The organism is Haloarcula sp. H-GB4 (assembly GCF_030848575.1).
Lineage (GTDB): Archaea > Halobacteriota > Halobacteria > Halobacteriales > Haloarculaceae > Haloarcula.
The window spans coordinates 1,477,768-1,492,136 of record NZ_JAVDDX010000001.1 but is presented as its reverse complement, the minus strand read 5'-3'; the positions used below and the strand labels follow the sequence as shown (position 1 = coordinate 1,492,136).

Sequence of the window (14,369 nt, the reverse complement as noted above, 5' to 3'; positions counted from 1 at the left end):
TTCGGGTGGCTGCAACGAGAAACTGCCTGTCAGTGTCGCGGGGCGGTTATCTGCCCGCGCCGAGGGCGCCGCGCGGCGCTCAAGCCAGCCATTCGTCCGGCTTGGTGTTGTAATCGATATCGGTTGCGGTGAGGTGCTCGACCTCGGCCCAGTCCACATCAGTGACGGTCACCTCGTCGCCGTCATACCGAATCCGCTTGCCGACTTCTTCGGGTTCGGGTTCGCGGTCGCGCCGTTTGGCGACCTCCACGTCGTGGTCGTCGAACTCTTTGACGATGGTCAGGAGGTTCACCGGGCGGCCCCAGAGTTCGAAGGTGCGCTTGAGCACTTCCTTGGCTTGCCCGATGTCGAGCATCACGCCGTTGTACTGGTGGGCGAGCAGCAGTTCGTTGCGGTTCTGATAGTTTCCGTCCTCGACGACAACGGTGGGTTTCCCGAAGTTGGTGAACTGCAACATCAGCTTCTTCTTGACGTCCTCGTGGTCCGTCGAGGTCACCCGGTAATCGCCCGACGCGTGGGTGTACTCGTAGGTGAAGTAGTCGTTGTCGTCGACGAACTCCTGGGTGAGGAACTCATCGAGGAACGTCACGTCGTTGTGGCTCTCCCGTATCTCCCGCATCCGCTCCCAGCCGCGGGTGTAGTCTACGTCCGAAAGCGCTTCCTCGACGCTGTCGTAGCGTGAGTCATCGAACATGTAGCGAGCGGTCCGCTCCAGTTCCTCTTGCCCGATCCGGGAGACGAAGCCGCGGTACTGGGGCTTGACCAAGGAGTAGTGCCGGTGGGCCAGTCCCTCGTAGGTCAGGACCTTCCACGGGTACTGTTCCACGTCGAAGTCGCCGTCACGGGCCGCTGCCAGCCCCTCGGAATCGACGCGTGAGTCCTCGGGGTTGAGGTCGTCGAGTTGGCCTGGAATGTTGGTGAGCCACTCAGGGGGTTCGAGGTGGTCTTGGACGGTTTCGTAGTCGACGCTCTCGTCGAAGTTCCGCCAAGTGATACCCTCGACCCGGAGCAGACGCTCGATGACCTCGCGGCGGTTCTCCGTGTTCTCGACGTATTCCCAGATTTCCAGCCCAAGGCTGTAGGGGTTCAGCCCGCCCGATCCGAGCACCTTCGACATGTGGTCGGAGTAGAGGATGAACTCGTCGTCGCCGGCGAACTGCTCGCCGGTCATCATCAGGGATTCCCAGTAGGAGGCCCACCCTTCGTTCATCACCTTCGTCATCTTCTGGGGAGCGAAGTAGTAGGCCTCCCGACGAAGCAGTTCCAGCAGCTCCTTCTGCCAGTCCGCCATCTCGGTGGCGCGCTCGGCGTCTGCGTCGTACTGCATGCCGTGTTTGCGGAGGAACCCGAGGACGTCCTTATCAGGTTCGGCGGGGAACGTGACGTTCTCGTCGTCATCGCGCTGGGCGTCCAGCCACTCCTCGTCAAACACCTGCCGTTTGACCTCCTCAGAGAGTTCAAGATCATCCAGTTGGTCGGTCACGTCGGCCCCTTCGATGTCCTCGAACTCCTCGGGAACCGTCTCGACGGGGCTGTAGGGGACGTGCTGGTCGATGTTGTCCTCCAGACAGAGGACGTGGTCGATGAACCGCTCGACCTCGGCCCGCTCGATGTCGGGGTCCTGCATGTACTCTTGAATGGTGTCGCCGTGTCGAGCGAGCATCCCCGCGGCGTCGGGGCCGCGACGACGGTCCTCGCCGGAGGCGTCGGTCGTCGTCCGGGAGGAACCGTCGGTGAACATGCGGAACCACTCGTTGTTGGCGAAGAAGTCAGCGTGGGCCTCGACGTGGGTGATGACGGCCTTTTGATCGGCCAGCGTGTTCGACTCCTGTAAGAACGCGTGGGCCGGGTCGTCGTTGTTGACAATCTCGAAGGCCTTCCCACCGAGGAACTGGCCCTGTTTCTGCTGGCGGTCGTACTGCATCCCCCAGCGCCAGTGCGGGTACCGCTGCTGGAACCCGCCGTAGGCGATGAGTTCGTTCATCTCGTCGTAGTCGACGATCCAGTAGTTCACCGGATACGGTTTCAGGCCGAGTTTTCTGGCTAGATTGCCAGCCTCTTCGACGGGTTCGTCGAGGTCATCGGCTACGCGCTGTTTCGCGAATCTATCGTTGTTCATTGGTCCTCCGTGCTGAGTATGTCGTAGATGGCATCCACCACGTCCTCCGGCGAGGAGACGTACGCGACCGCGACGTTGTCGGCGTCACGGAAGTTGCGTTCGACCTCTTCGGCGTGGGTGGCGTTGATGGCGTTTCCGCTCGGCTGGGTCTCCACGTAGGCGTGGAGGTTCGCCGGGATCTGTTCCATCAGCGGGATGACCTTCTCCTCGGTGTCGTTTGAGGAGTTTTCGCTGTCGCCCGCCGCGAACACGTAGCGGTTCCACTCGCTCCAGGGGTACTCCTCTTCGAGCACTTCGGCGGCGAGTTCGTACGCACTGGAGATGCGGGTGCCCCCGCCCGAGCGGATGCCGAAGAACTCGTTGCGGTCGACTTCCCAGGCGTCGGCGTCGTGGGCAATGTAGACGAACTCGGCGTTGTCGTACTTGCCCGTGAGATACCAGTCAAGCGGCGTGAACGTCCGCTCGACCAGTTCCCGCTTCTTCTGGCGCATCGACCCGGAGACGTCCCGGATGTTCACGACGACGACGTTCTTCTCGCGCTCCTCGACGATTTCGGGGTAGCGGTAGCGCTCGTCCTCGCGGCGGAACGGGATCTGGTTGACCCCTTCCTGACGGATGCGCTGGGAGGTCTCGACCTCCTCGACGTTGTCCTCCATCTCTTCGATGGAGTCCCAGACGGCCTTCTCCTCGCTTGGCAGCTCCTCGTAGGCGTCGTCGATCCACGCCTTCGAGACGGGCATATTCTGCTCGCGGGTCCACTCGTAGACGGTGGCCGGCCCCCAGCCGTCGACTTTGAGCGCCTCGCGGACGTAGTCCTCGTCGAAGTCCATCGCGAGCTTCCGCTTGAGCCCTTTCTTGAACAGCCGCTCGAAGTCAAGCGTCGAGGAGGGACCGGATCGGGTGATGTCCGTAAAATCGCCCTCCTTCTCCTCGATGACTTTCTTGCCCTTCGGTTCGAGGTCGAGTCCCAGTTGTTCGTCGAGTTCCTCGGCGAACTCCTCGGGGTCCATCTCGTAGTACTCGTGCTCGCCGCCCTCCTCGCCGGGTTCGCCGTCCTCGTCACCGTCGTCGCCGGGCTGGGGCTGTGGCTGGCCAACTGGGTCGCCCTCTTCGGCGCCTTCGCCCTGGCCGACGCCACCCTGGTCGCGCTGGTCGTACTCGAACTCAGGAAGGTCGACGATCTTGATCGGGATGCGTACCGAATCGCCCCGAGACTGGCCCAGATCGCCGTACTGGATGAACTCGGAGAGGTCCTGGCGGCGCTCCTCGCCCACGTCACGATACCGCTCGAGGTCGTCTTTTAGTCCCATCTATAACTCACCTGACTCATGACGTGTCGGCTCGTCAACTCGGCCGACGCCTCGGTGTAGTCGAACATCTCGACCATGTTATCTAGCGTCTTCGCCTTGAGGCGGGCCGTCTCGGTTCCGGACGGCGGGTTGTCCCACTGGCTGGGCTCGAAATCCTCGTAGGTCCGCTGGATGTCGTCCCAGTCGTAGCTCCCGAGGACGGTGTTGATGACCGGAATCTCCTTGGGATTCACGTCGCCGACGCGGAACTCCTCGTCGCGGCGCTGCCACGCATGGCGGTTCAGCGCCGTAATGATCTTGTCGGTGCGGAACTGCTCGACGGCGTGGTCGGGCTCGTTGCCGTCGTAGTTCTTCTCGTCGAAGCGGCCCAAGTGCTCGATCTCGAACACCTTCATCTTCAGCGGGTCCGGGTCGACGAGTTCGCCCCGCTCGTTTTCGATCTGGTCGTCCGATTCCCAGGCGTAGACGTGCTCGATGTACTCCTCGACGGTCGCCTCGTCGACGCGCTTGTCCCGCATCATTGCGTCGAGCACGTCCTGTTCCTGCTGGCCGAAGATGTAGTTCTTGACAGTCACGACACGTTCCTCGTACTCCGTGGCCTCACCGGTCGAGAACACAGGCGCGTCTGAAAGCCCTTCAGCGACGGCGTTGAGCACGTCCCTGGGCATCAGGACGTGTTCGACCGGGAGGTCGGGATGGTGTCGGTCCTGTGGCTCGTGCAGCAGGTCGGCGATGATGTCGCGGACATAGGTGACCGGGATACCGTGGTCGCCGTCATCGGCGGTGGTCTCCAGATCATAGTCGTCGATGTCGACACGCTCGTCGCCCTCCATCAGGTAGCCACGGTCGAACAGCAGGGCCTTGTCCACGAGGTCCAGCCCGGTCGGGATTTCGGCACTGTCGAGCCGCGAAACGACAGCGTACAGCGCCGCGGACTCGACGGTGTGCGGGGCCAGTTCCTTCTCGGTCGCCGTTTCGACCCGGTCCCGGACCGAGATAGTCAGTGGCTCCTGAATCCACGTTTCCAGTTCATCCCAGGTCTCGGGGTCCCAGACCCGCGTCTCGTTTGTCAGTTCACGGCGCAGAAGCTGGGCCTCCAGCGAGAGATTCGTCAGATACGTGAATTCGTGTTTGTCCAGCCGGCGTTTCAGTGCCTTCAGTGGGTCCTGTCCCTCGCGGTCGGCGTGCTTGTTCAGTTGGGCCTCTAGGTCCGGGTTCGAGATGATGATGAGCTGCGTGTCCACGTCCATCCCGATGCCCTTGTCGAGTTTGACGTGGGATTCGTCGGGGACGTTCAGCAGCTTCTGGAGCAGGTCGGCGTGCTGGGCCGCGTCCTCGACGACAGTCAGCAGGCCGTTACCCTGCGAGAGGACGCCGTCGTAGCTGAACGCCTGTGGGTTCTTCCGGCCCCGCGAATCGAGTTCGCGGAGCATCCCGTGCATCCACGAGCCGACGAGGCGCTCTTTGGGCGTCCCCTCGTCCTCGGAGTGGAGGATGCCGATGCCCCGGCCCACGTCCACGACGAAGTTCTTCACCCGGAGGTGGGACGGCTGGGTGACCGCCGAGAACAGGTCCGTCTCGCCCTGCCGTCGGTACTGCTCTTCGAGGAAGTCGTAGGCCTCCCGGGAGAACGGATCGAGTTGCCCGTCGACACGGATCGGGATGTGGTCGTCGAGCCGCTCGTTGACCTCGGCGAGCAGGTCCGTCCGCACGTCCTCGGGGAATACCGTCAGCGGGTGGGCCTGGACGGGGCTCTCGTACCAGTCGTCCTCGTCCTCGATGGCTGCGCTCCCGTAGGTCATGCTGGTGGCGTTGCCGCCGGCCCCGGCGACGTTCCACTCGACGGTGTAGCGCCGCCCCTCGGGGGTCTTCGAGTACTCCCGCAGACCGTTGATGAGACAGCGTTTGAGTTCGGACTTCCCCGTGGCTGTCGGCCCCTCCAGCCAGATGATCTTCTCGTCTTTGCCGCGGCCCGCCGCGATAGAGCGGAGGTCGTCGATGAAGGCGTTCAGCACTTCAGTGTTGCCGAGGATGGCGTGTTCGCCGTCGTTGTACGGGTCGTCGAAGAAGCGGTAGCGCTCCTTCTCCTCGCCCTCCTCGATGACCATCCGCGTCCCAGCGTCCTCGATGGCGTCGAGGAGGTACTTTGAGGCGTGGGCCGCGACCTGTGGCGTTTCGAGGACGGTGTCGACGTACTCCGCGAGGCTCATCGGGGCCTCATAGGCGGCGTCGAGTGACTCGTCCGCGCGGTCGATGTACTCCTCGCCAGTCATTACTCTTCCATCTCGCTTTTGGCGACCTCCGCACCGGCGAATTCGAGCACTTCCTTGGCCCCCTCTTCGGAGTAGCCCTGTTCGATGAGAGCGTCGACCCACTGGTTGCGCTCCTCATCGTCCATCTCCGAACTGGAGACCAGTGCGGAGAAGTTGATGTTGTGTTTCTTGTCTTCCCAGAGCTTGCGTTCGAGGGCACGGCGCAGGCGGTCGTTGTCCTGTGGGTTGAACGTGTCACCTTCGCGTGCGCGACGGGACACCCAGTTCGACACTTCCTGTCGGAAGTCGTCCTTGCGGTCCTCGGGGAGGTTCAGCTTCTCCTCGACGGAGCGCAGGAACTGCTCGTCGGGCTCCTGCTCGCGGCCGGTGAGTTCGTCCTCGACGGTCGCATCGTCGATGTAGGCCATGACGTGGTCCATGTACTTCTCGCCCTGACGCTGGATCTCGTCCATATCGTAGGCCAGCGCGTGACGCACGTCCTCGATGGCCCGCTCTTTGTACTCCTCGCGGACGAGTTCAAGGAAGCGGTAGTACTTGCTGAACGACTCCTCGTCGATGGAGCCGTGATTCTCAAGGTTGCCTTCGAGGTGATTGAAGGTCGTCAGCGGTGAGAGGAAGTCGCGGCTGCGGTGCATCGAGTCCATGATGGCCTCGGCGATCTCGTCGCCGATGAACCGCGGGGAGACGCCGTCCATCCCCTCGCCGATGTCGGCCATCTTCTCGGCTTCCTCGCGGAGTTTCTTCACGTCCACGTCGTCGGCCTCATCGATCTCGCCGTTGTAGGCTTTCGCCTTCTGTACGAGGTCGATGGATTCGTTGTCGGGCTCCTCGATGCGAGTGAGGACGCCGAACAGGCCCGCCATCTCCAGCGTGTGGGGCTCGACCTGAATGTCCGGCAGGTCGGCGTTGCGCAGCATCTTCTGGTAGATGTTAGCCTCGGCCTCGTACTGGAGGACGTACGGGAAGTCGATGCGCTTGGTCCGGTCGTTGAACGCCTCCATCTTCTCGTCGCCTTTCTTGTCCCGGTACTCGGGCATGTTCGTCCGGCCGACGATGACCTGATCGATGTCGATACGGGGGTTGTTCTTGGGCTTGATTGTCTGTTCTTGACTGGCATGGAGGAAGTCATAGAGGAACTCCCGCTGGAGTTTCAACAGCTCCTCGCCAGAGAATATGCCGCGGTTGGCGTTACAGAACGCCCCGGAGTAGTCAAAGGCTCGCGGGTCGCTCTCGCCGTAGATGGCGATCTTCGAGTAGTTGACGTCGCCTGTGAGCTCCGTTTCGTCCTGGTTTTTCTTGTCCTTGGGCTCGAACGTCTCGATCCCGCGGCGCTGGTTCTCGTCGGCGACAAAGCGGACGATCTCGATGTGGTTCTCGAGGACGGACTGCAGGTCGTCGTCATATTCGGCCAGCAGGCGGTCCATATAGAACTCCGAGGCGGGGTCCAGCGACTGCTCGTTTCGGATAGTGTAGGGGGCATCGAGTTCAGCGTTAATGTCCTCGATGACCTTGTCCCGCTGTGCCTGCGGGAGGAGCACGAGCGGGTCCTGGTTCATCGGCGACCGAACCACATCGTCAGCGGGATCCTGGTCGTGGATGACGTCACAGAGGTTCGTCCAGCGGAACGTGTACATCCGGCCGTCGTCCCGGCTCGTGTAGTCCTCGAAGTAGCGCCGGACCTGCCGGTCGAAGTCGGACTTCCCCGACCCGACCGGCCCCAGAAGAAGCTTGATCCGCTTCTCGGGGCCGAGCCCGCGAGCACCGGATTTGACCTTGTTGACGAACTCGTGCATCGCCTCGTGGATGACCCGTCCGTAGAAGGTGTTCTCACCGTCGTGGAGCGGGTCCTCGCTCGCCAGTTCGTACTCGACCACGCCGGCCTCCTCGTCGTATGTCTTGCCGTAGTAGTCGAACATGTCCGCCACGCGCTGGTGGGCGTTGCGGGCAATCTTTGGTTCGTCGTACAACTGTTGCAGATACCAGTCGAACGTGTTCGTCTTCCGGAGGTCCGCCGGTATCGTGTCACGGTACTCCTTGCTCAGCGCTTCGAGTGTCTCTTTGTTCTTGCTCATGCTATCTCAGTAGTTCGTCGTGGCTGCAGGCGACCGCCGACTGTCGCGGGCTGGTCTCGGGGCTGTGTCGCTACTCGGTGTCGGTGCTGTCCACTGCAGATGTGACCGCATACAGCCGCTAGCTCACCCTTCACTGCGGGGTGACGCGTGTGCCCTTCCATGGCTGACCTGCCGGACGGAACACGGGGACTGTTCCGACCTGGTGTGGTAACGGGAAGCAGTGTCGAACTGTTTCCGATACTATTTAACGTACGAGTTCTGTTCATATAAGAACTTTGCCCTATTGTGGGTATGCCGCCGATAAATTTCAGTGCGTTGGCCGTCCGAATACGATGACTGCAACCCTCAGTTATGGTACCATGTCTCATTACGTTGCTGTCCTTTTATATACTATGTCGGTTGTCAACTGTTCTCTTTGATGTGTCGGCCAATATTTAGCGCTGGATTGATGTGAATCTGTTGCCGCATTGATTGACGGTTGGGAACGGGACACACAGTATGATAGCTCAGCGCCTCGACGTTGCCATTGTGCAATCGATTGCCGGTATCTGGAGTTGGCAGACGTTGGGACGGACCAGCGGATTCTTGCCGGTCCACGCCAATTCAGCGGTATGGACCTGTCGGGCCTCCCCGAAGACTGGACGGTGTGGAACGAGACCGACGAGAAGCTCATCCTCGCGTACCGCCCGGACGTGTTCGACTCGGAGCAGTTCCCGGCACCGTGCCTGCCGACTATCTACCTCACGCGCGGGAAACGGACCCGCCGCCCCGGCGCTGACCGGACCGGAGAAAGCTGGTACGTCACCTTCTATCTTGAGCCCGAAGTCGAGCGCGACGCCGATTCCTACGAGGGCCGCGGCGCTGCCGTCGAGGGCGCTGTCGCACTCGCCACTCGGTTCGCCGATGGTGAGCTGGACTACCGCTCGCTGTATCAGGTGCCCCGCGAGGCGTATCTGGACAAGCTGGATGACCTAACCGGGCGGACATGAGGCTTTACCGTGGCGACATTCTATAACTCGGTATGACCACTGTCACGCTCGTCGGGACGCGCCTCGCCGAGGTCGGCGCGGAGTTCGTCTACCGCGGCGAAGCCAGCGGCTGTGCTGACTGTCCCTACCGCGACCAATGTCTCAATCTGACGACCGGTAACCGCTACCGGATCACCAACGTCCGACAGAGCGGCCAAACGCTAGACTGTGCCGTGCACGACACCGGCGTTCGGGCTGTCGAGGTTGAGCCCGCGCCGATTCAGGCCAACGTCCCCTCGAAGGGTGCATACGCCGGCAGCAAAGCCTCGCTGATGGGTCCCTGTCCACACACTGAGTGTCCCAGCCATCCCTACTGTGAACCCGCCGGTGCTGAATTTGATTCGGAGTATCGTATATCTGAGATTATTGGTGATCCGCCACATGACTACTGTATGCTAGACCGTGATCTGACGTTGGTGGAGTTGGAAGCCCCTCAGGAATAGCTTCGTGCCACCTCCATTCCCAGGCCAGAGATTCGTAAGGATACTAGATAGTCTGTTCAGGGACCCTAGCTGAAAGTAACACTTTGTGCAGAGTCATATGATACCCTCTATGGTATTCAACTGTGGTGCATACCTGAAACAGATCTATGCTTTCACTTCCAGCGGGTGTGGCACACCCCAGTATCGGTTGATTATTCAACAATAAAACAAATCAAATGATTACCTTCCGTGAATAATCTATGGGATGCACAAACCCCTATCAATATAATCACTCTTATATTAGATCATATTTGGCTCGCGCAATATTGTATCATAAATAAAATATGTCCTATGAGCCGGTCTGACATCACATTGATTGCAATCAAGTTTGCTAGCATACGTTTCTCGTCAGCCTAAATTTGAACATACCCTCTATTGCATCGGGTCAAGATCCTCAATCAGTTCTGGGATTGCTGGCCTTCCACTGTTACCAGCAAAGCCGTTAGCTAGAATGGTTGGACTTATATCATTTTCTCAGTACTGACTACATCTGATGCATCGAACTGCTGGCCATACCAGCATCCAAACTATGGTGTGATAGAAACACACAAGGTAGTACAATTTCAGGTGGAATCTCAATTCAAGAAGCAGGGCTGACCTACCCAGATGGAATAGTGTACCGACCGCGGGATAGGGTCAGTCGCTTCTGGAATTGTGGTGTCGAAGTTGGTTGCAAAATCAAACTACCCTTCGTTTCCGAAAAGAACGATTCAGTTATTGAGCTTCTTCAATACCTGATATATCCACAAAGTTGGTTCCACCAATGCCCGATACAGAGAGAGGTATGCAAAATGAACACCCGAGGTTGCGGAACTGGAATTTCCCAATGCAGCTTTCGCTGGGCAACCTTGTGAAAATCCACCGGTAGAATAAACCAAAGCGGTTCTAGTACTCCCTAGACACCCACCAACAAGCAGACAGAACGGGCAGACGGGCGAAACACGAGGAAAAGCCAGGCGAGCGGGGCGCTCCGTGGGAAATACAGATCGATAACTCGAAATATGACAGATTGATAACTATCTTCAACCTTAGAGAAAATCGCAAGACAGCAACCAAGGTTGGAAATTTGGATGCATCCGAACCCTCAAATTAAAATAACAAACCTGCATGACATGGTAGTTCCAGACTGGCTTCGAGCAGGGCGCTGTCCGACGAATAGAGCCGCGTTGGCCAGTTAGCTACGGCATTCGCCAGCTGATATCCCCACGCATCTAGCCAGGCTCGACAGCGATTAGTCACCTTGTTGCGGGGCTGGAGCCCTGGGTTGGACACCCCCAGATCGACAAAGAACGGTTTTGGCCAGGTGTAGCGGGCCCACTCAACCCAAGCTAGCCTTGCAAGTCACGTGGATCCGGGCGATCGACCCGATCAAGCAGCTGGTTAACCGTGATGATGTCCGAGAAGCCGGGTTCGTCAATGGTGAAAGAACTCGCAGGGGTGCTTTCGGAATACGTTTTCTCGACACGTGGCTCGCCCTCCAGTGGATCATTGAGCGCGGCAAGAATCTCATGAGCGGCGTCGTGCGACATGGCGACCCAGATAGCCTCGTCGGGATCACACGCGGCCATCTTATCGAAATCAGCGGGGACAGCGCGTCGATGGTCGTTGTTGACGCGTTCGGCCTCAAGCGTAATACGGATCTCGCCCTCGGCATCCAGCCCGACAAGGTCCAGCCGATGCAAAGAGTAGGACTCCGAGACTTCCTCGACAGCGTCTTCATCCGTCCCCATGAACGTCGCAGCCGGGAGCGAGCCGTCCTGAATTTCGTAGTAGGGGACGACCTGTGTCACTGGTGACTCCGGGTCCGCGGCGTACTCGTGTTCGAGATAGAGCCGGGCCGCCTCGACGGCAAGGACGTGCTCGCTGGATTCCTCAAGATCGCCACATTCGTGGCCGTAATCGACGCCACGGCGGTACGATTCCCCGATAGCGTCCCTACCTGCAGGGGTCACCGAGTACAGGCGATGGGGGCGATCCGTATCGTGGCGCAGGACATCGGCATCGAGCAAGTCTTGGACGGCGTCGCTCTCGATCCCGACATACTCCTGTAATCGAAGCATCGAATCGGACAGGAGATCGTATTCGAGCGGGTCATATCGGAGTTGCTGGGCGTTGTAGACAGCCTGCAGGAAACACAGCTGTGTCGTCGACCATTCACTGTTTGCGCGTTCCTCGGCCGAGCGCTTCAGATTCAGCGTACAGATCGGGACGTCATCAGGGTCGACATCGGCAAGGGAACCACAGCAGGCGATCACACGCCGCATCCCGTCGATGGACGGATCATACCGGTTTCCACAGTCCTGACAGTGCAGGGCGTGACTCTCCCGGTCGTAGGAAACCGTTTCCGGGAGGCGACGCGTCTGCGGGAGGGCGCTATCGACCCGCACAGGCGTGGACTCGTCGGTCGGATCATCGCTGTCACCGGTTTCGTCGGGAGTGCTCGGTGACGCAAGGGTGAGCCCAGCTTCCGACCGTGTTCGCGCTGTTACGTCCGCAACTATCGGCTCGATATCGTCAGTGGGAATCGATGGGCCAGGCCCGTCTGGATTGCCAGCTGGGAGTGGCAAAGATTCCACCTGAAACGGTCGTGGTTCGGGGTAATCGAAAGGGGCGGGTAACTGAACCAGCCACTCTCCGCGGGGGAGCCACTTGAGCTGATCGGAAATCTCTTGTTCTGACATATCCGCGGTCGTGAACCGGCTGGCCAGTCGATCATCAGTCGGGACATTGCCGGTGACGTACGTCGAGACGTTGTTGAGCAACTCTCGATAGACGGCATCGTCGATCCGACGCAGTTGGTCAGGGAACTGCATCGCGAGTGTGATCCCGACACCGAAGCCACGCGACTGTGAGAGCAAGTCCTGTAATATATTTGAGGTAGCAACCGAGGCGGCTTCTTCGAGATATACATTAACGAGATTATATGATTTTGTCGAGGGTGTCGACTGGGCGCGCCGGCGCAGAGCGGACCAGAGGTTCGACAGAAGTACAAGCGTCATAACACGTTGGGTGTCCGTGCGAACGCGGCCGGTGTCGACGATGATGACGACGTCCTGATCAAGGAACTCACCGAAGTCGAAGTGCGGGTCATCGGCCTCAGGGACGTGATTGAACAGACGGGCCAGTCGACGGTCAACGGGAATCTTCTCGATCCGATTGGCGACCCCTTGCATGATCTCATCGAACGAACGGGCGCTGTTGGCCACGACACCGGAAAGCAGTCGTTCAAGATCCTCGTCGGCTACGGCCGGGGCTGACTGCCGGTCGTGCATCTCCTGGGCGGCTGCGTGCAGGTCACGATGCTGAAAGGCATCGTCACCGTTGACCGGGTCAAACAGCGCTTTCACCAGATAGCGGATGATATCCGGCGACCGGACGGCCTGTTCAAACCGGTCACGGCCCATGATCCCCACGAGCAGTTCGAGGTAGTGATCGGCTTTATCCTCAACAGCGGTGGTCCGAGAAACGCCAGCCTCGAGATCCTTGCGGATATCGAAAAACGAGAGAGCAGGTAACAGTGCGGCACAATCGAAGTACAACACGTCATCAAGGTCACCGTACGTGGCGTAGTGAGCACGCATATACTCGGTAGCCATCCCACCTCCTTTCGGCAGGAACACGATATCCGCTCCGTCGGTGGCCGCGTGGTTCGCGAGGATCCCGTTCGTGAGGCTGGTGGACTTGCCCGACCCGGTTTTGCCAAACCATGCGACGTGTAGCGACTGGAGTGACGGCGGGAGCGTTACTGGCTCGTCCTGGGCCGTCCCGTCCTGTGAGAGCGGACGGCCAAGCGGCAGGCCGTCATCGCGAAACGGGGAGAGATGTGACGGCGGCGGCGGTGGGAGCATGCGTCGCTCACCGGGTGTCGTCGCGAGGGCGCGTCTGGCTGCAGTCGTGAGCGCGCTCCCATCGAGCAGACAGAGGCTCCCCAGTTCGCTCGCGTCGGCGACGATCCCCGGACTGGATGGAGTAGTGAACGGAAGGCGGTACTGCAGTCGGTCGTAGTCAGCGGGCCGGAACACCCGGTCACAGATCTGGGTTCGAAGATCGGTTGCGTCCGTTCCCGTGCAGACGGTGCCGGTAATCTCGTAACAGGTGTGACTCACCTCGGCGAAGGCTGTTGCGAGATCATCGGCGACGTGTTGGTCCGTGTCGTTGCACAGGATGGCGCGGACGTTGACGTCGAAGGATCGTCGAGGGTCTCGTTCGGCGAGTTCTTCGAGGCGTGAGCGGTCTTCGACGGGAATCGGCATGTCGGTGTGGATCCTCTCGGCCGGGCCCAGCAGTGCAGTGATAACCTGTCCGGCCCACGATTCCCGACCCTCTTCGAGCGTTCGTCGGTGGAGATCTCTGTCGGTCGACCAGTCAGTTTTGGGGCGGACGAGTATCTGTAACAGTGCCGGACCGTCGGTGGCGGCCATCGCCTCAACGACGCTTGCCAGTGGCGCGCGGACGTGCTCGCCGTCGTGCTGAAACTCGTGTAACGGCCTGAGTCGGGTTTGCCAGTCCTTGCGGCGTTCAGGTCGCGCTTCGAACTGCACGCCTGCTGCGGGCTCTTCAGGGAGCAGTGTCGGCGCCCACTGGACCGTCTGGAACTCGTAACTGTCCGGGAACAGTGTGCGAAGGATACGCTCGAGTGGTTCCTGGAGGTCCGGGGTGTCGACGCCGACGTAGTACTGGATGGTCTGCGTGTCTTCCGGTGGGGCGACTAGATAGACTTCGATCGTTGGTTGGGACCCGGTGAATCGGTCTAGAAGGCCAGTGTTGGTGTTTTGGGATTCTAGTCTATGCAGGCGTTCGAACTGCGCCTTGACGGTGTCCGGATCCACTGGTTCGTCTGTCGGCGTGATCCGGATGTACTGCCGGGTCTCCTCGACTGGGACCGGTAACTTTTCTCCTGCTTTCATTATAATTTACTTTGTATGTGTTTGGTTTAAAATGTTTGGAGGAGAGGCCATGTTGGCATAGAAAGCCCCCAGGCGCTCCAGTCGAGGGGCTCTCACGGCTCGCTTCGCTCACCGTTCGAGTGATCGCGGCGCGGAGCGCCGCACACTCGCTTCGCTCCAGTCGGTGCTTGCGTCGCCC

General features: G+C 60.0%; 7 protein-coding genes. 2 read left to right on the top strand and 5 right to left on the bottom strand.

All coding sequences use genetic code 11. The annotated features are described in order from the left end of the window. Window positions 1–79: 79 nt before the first annotated feature. From RBH20_RS07615 to RBH20_RS07600, 4 genes are read right to left on the bottom strand one after another with little or no spacing between them, the layout of a single operon-like run. Complete coding sequence (locus tag RBH20_RS07615; RefSeq protein ID WP_306707140.1) at window positions 80–2,119, bottom strand: SpoVR family protein; 2,040 nt, start codon at window positions 2,117–2,119, stop codon at window positions 80–82. After that, the gene (locus tag RBH20_RS07610; protein ID WP_306707133.1) at window positions 2,116–3,429 is read right to left on the bottom strand and encodes a YeaH/YhbH family protein; all 1,314 of its coding nucleotides are present in this window, start codon (window positions 3,427–3,429) and stop codon (window positions 2,116–2,118) included. The genes RBH20_RS07615 and RBH20_RS07610 overlap by 4 nt, the downstream gene beginning before the upstream one ends. After that, complete coding sequence (locus tag RBH20_RS07605; protein WP_306707131.1) at window positions 3,420–5,702, bottom strand: PrkA family serine protein kinase; 2,283 nt, start codon at window positions 5,700–5,702, stop codon at window positions 3,420–3,422. Before RBH20_RS07605 ends, RBH20_RS07610 begins: the two co-directional genes overlap by 10 nt. Next, window positions 5,702–7,774: a PrkA family serine protein kinase gene (locus tag RBH20_RS07600; protein ID WP_306707129.1), complete on the bottom strand. Its 2,073-nt coding sequence runs from the start codon at window positions 7,772–7,774 to the stop codon at window positions 5,702–5,704. Before RBH20_RS07600 ends, RBH20_RS07605 begins: the two co-directional genes overlap by 1 nt. 611 nt (window positions 7,775–8,385) lie before the next feature. Here RBH20_RS07600 and RBH20_RS07595 point away from each other — a divergent pair. Together RBH20_RS07595 and RBH20_RS07590 are read left to right on the top strand one after the other, a co-directional pair. Further along, a complete protein-coding gene (locus RBH20_RS07595) occupies window positions 8,386–8,763 on the top strand; it encodes a DUF5820 family protein (RefSeq protein WP_306707127.1) in 378 nt (125 codons plus the stop codon). A gap of 32 nt (window positions 8,764–8,795) precedes the next feature. Beyond that, complete coding sequence (locus tag RBH20_RS07590) at window positions 8,796–9,245, top strand: UPF0179 family protein (protein ID WP_306707125.1); 450 nt, start codon at window positions 8,796–8,798, stop codon at window positions 9,243–9,245. 1,367 nt (window positions 9,246–10,612) lie between these two features. On the opposite strand, the gene RBH20_RS07585 is transcribed toward RBH20_RS07590, so the two are convergent. Beyond that, window positions 10,613–14,191 carry an ATP-binding protein gene (locus RBH20_RS07585; protein ID WP_306707123.1) on the bottom strand — a complete coding sequence of 1,193 codons (3,579 nt, stop codon included), beginning with the start codon at window positions 14,189–14,191 and terminating at the stop codon, window positions 10,613–10,615. Between the last annotated feature and the right edge of the window lie 178 nt (window positions 14,192–14,369).

Excerpts from the sequence above, each read along its gene's own strand:
- RBH20_RS07615 (WP_306707140.1), bottom strand. The coding sequence starts at position 2,119 with ATGAACAACGATAGATTCGCGAAACAGCGCGTAGCCGATGACCTCGAC.
- RBH20_RS07605 (WP_306707131.1), bottom strand. The coding sequence starts at position 5,702 with ATGACTGGCGAGGAGTACATCGACCGCGCGGACGAGTCACTCGACGCC.
- RBH20_RS07590 (WP_306707125.1), top strand. The coding sequence starts at position 8,796 with ATGACCACTGTCACGCTCGTCGGGACGCGCCTCGCCGAGGTCGGCGCG.
- RBH20_RS07600 (WP_306707129.1), bottom strand. The coding sequence starts at position 7,774 with ATGAGCAAGAACAAAGAGACACTCGAAGCGCTGAGCAAGGAGTACCGT.
- RBH20_RS07610 (WP_306707133.1), bottom strand. The coding sequence starts at position 3,429 with ATGGGACTAAAAGACGACCTCGAGCGGTATCGTGACGTGGGCGAGGAG.
- RBH20_RS07595 (WP_306707127.1), top strand. The coding sequence starts at position 8,386 with ATGGACCTGTCGGGCCTCCCCGAAGACTGGACGGTGTGGAACGAGACC.
- RBH20_RS07585 (WP_306707123.1), bottom strand. The coding sequence starts at position 14,191 with ATGAAAGCAGGAGAAAAGTTACCGGTCCCAGTCGAGGAGACCCGGCAG.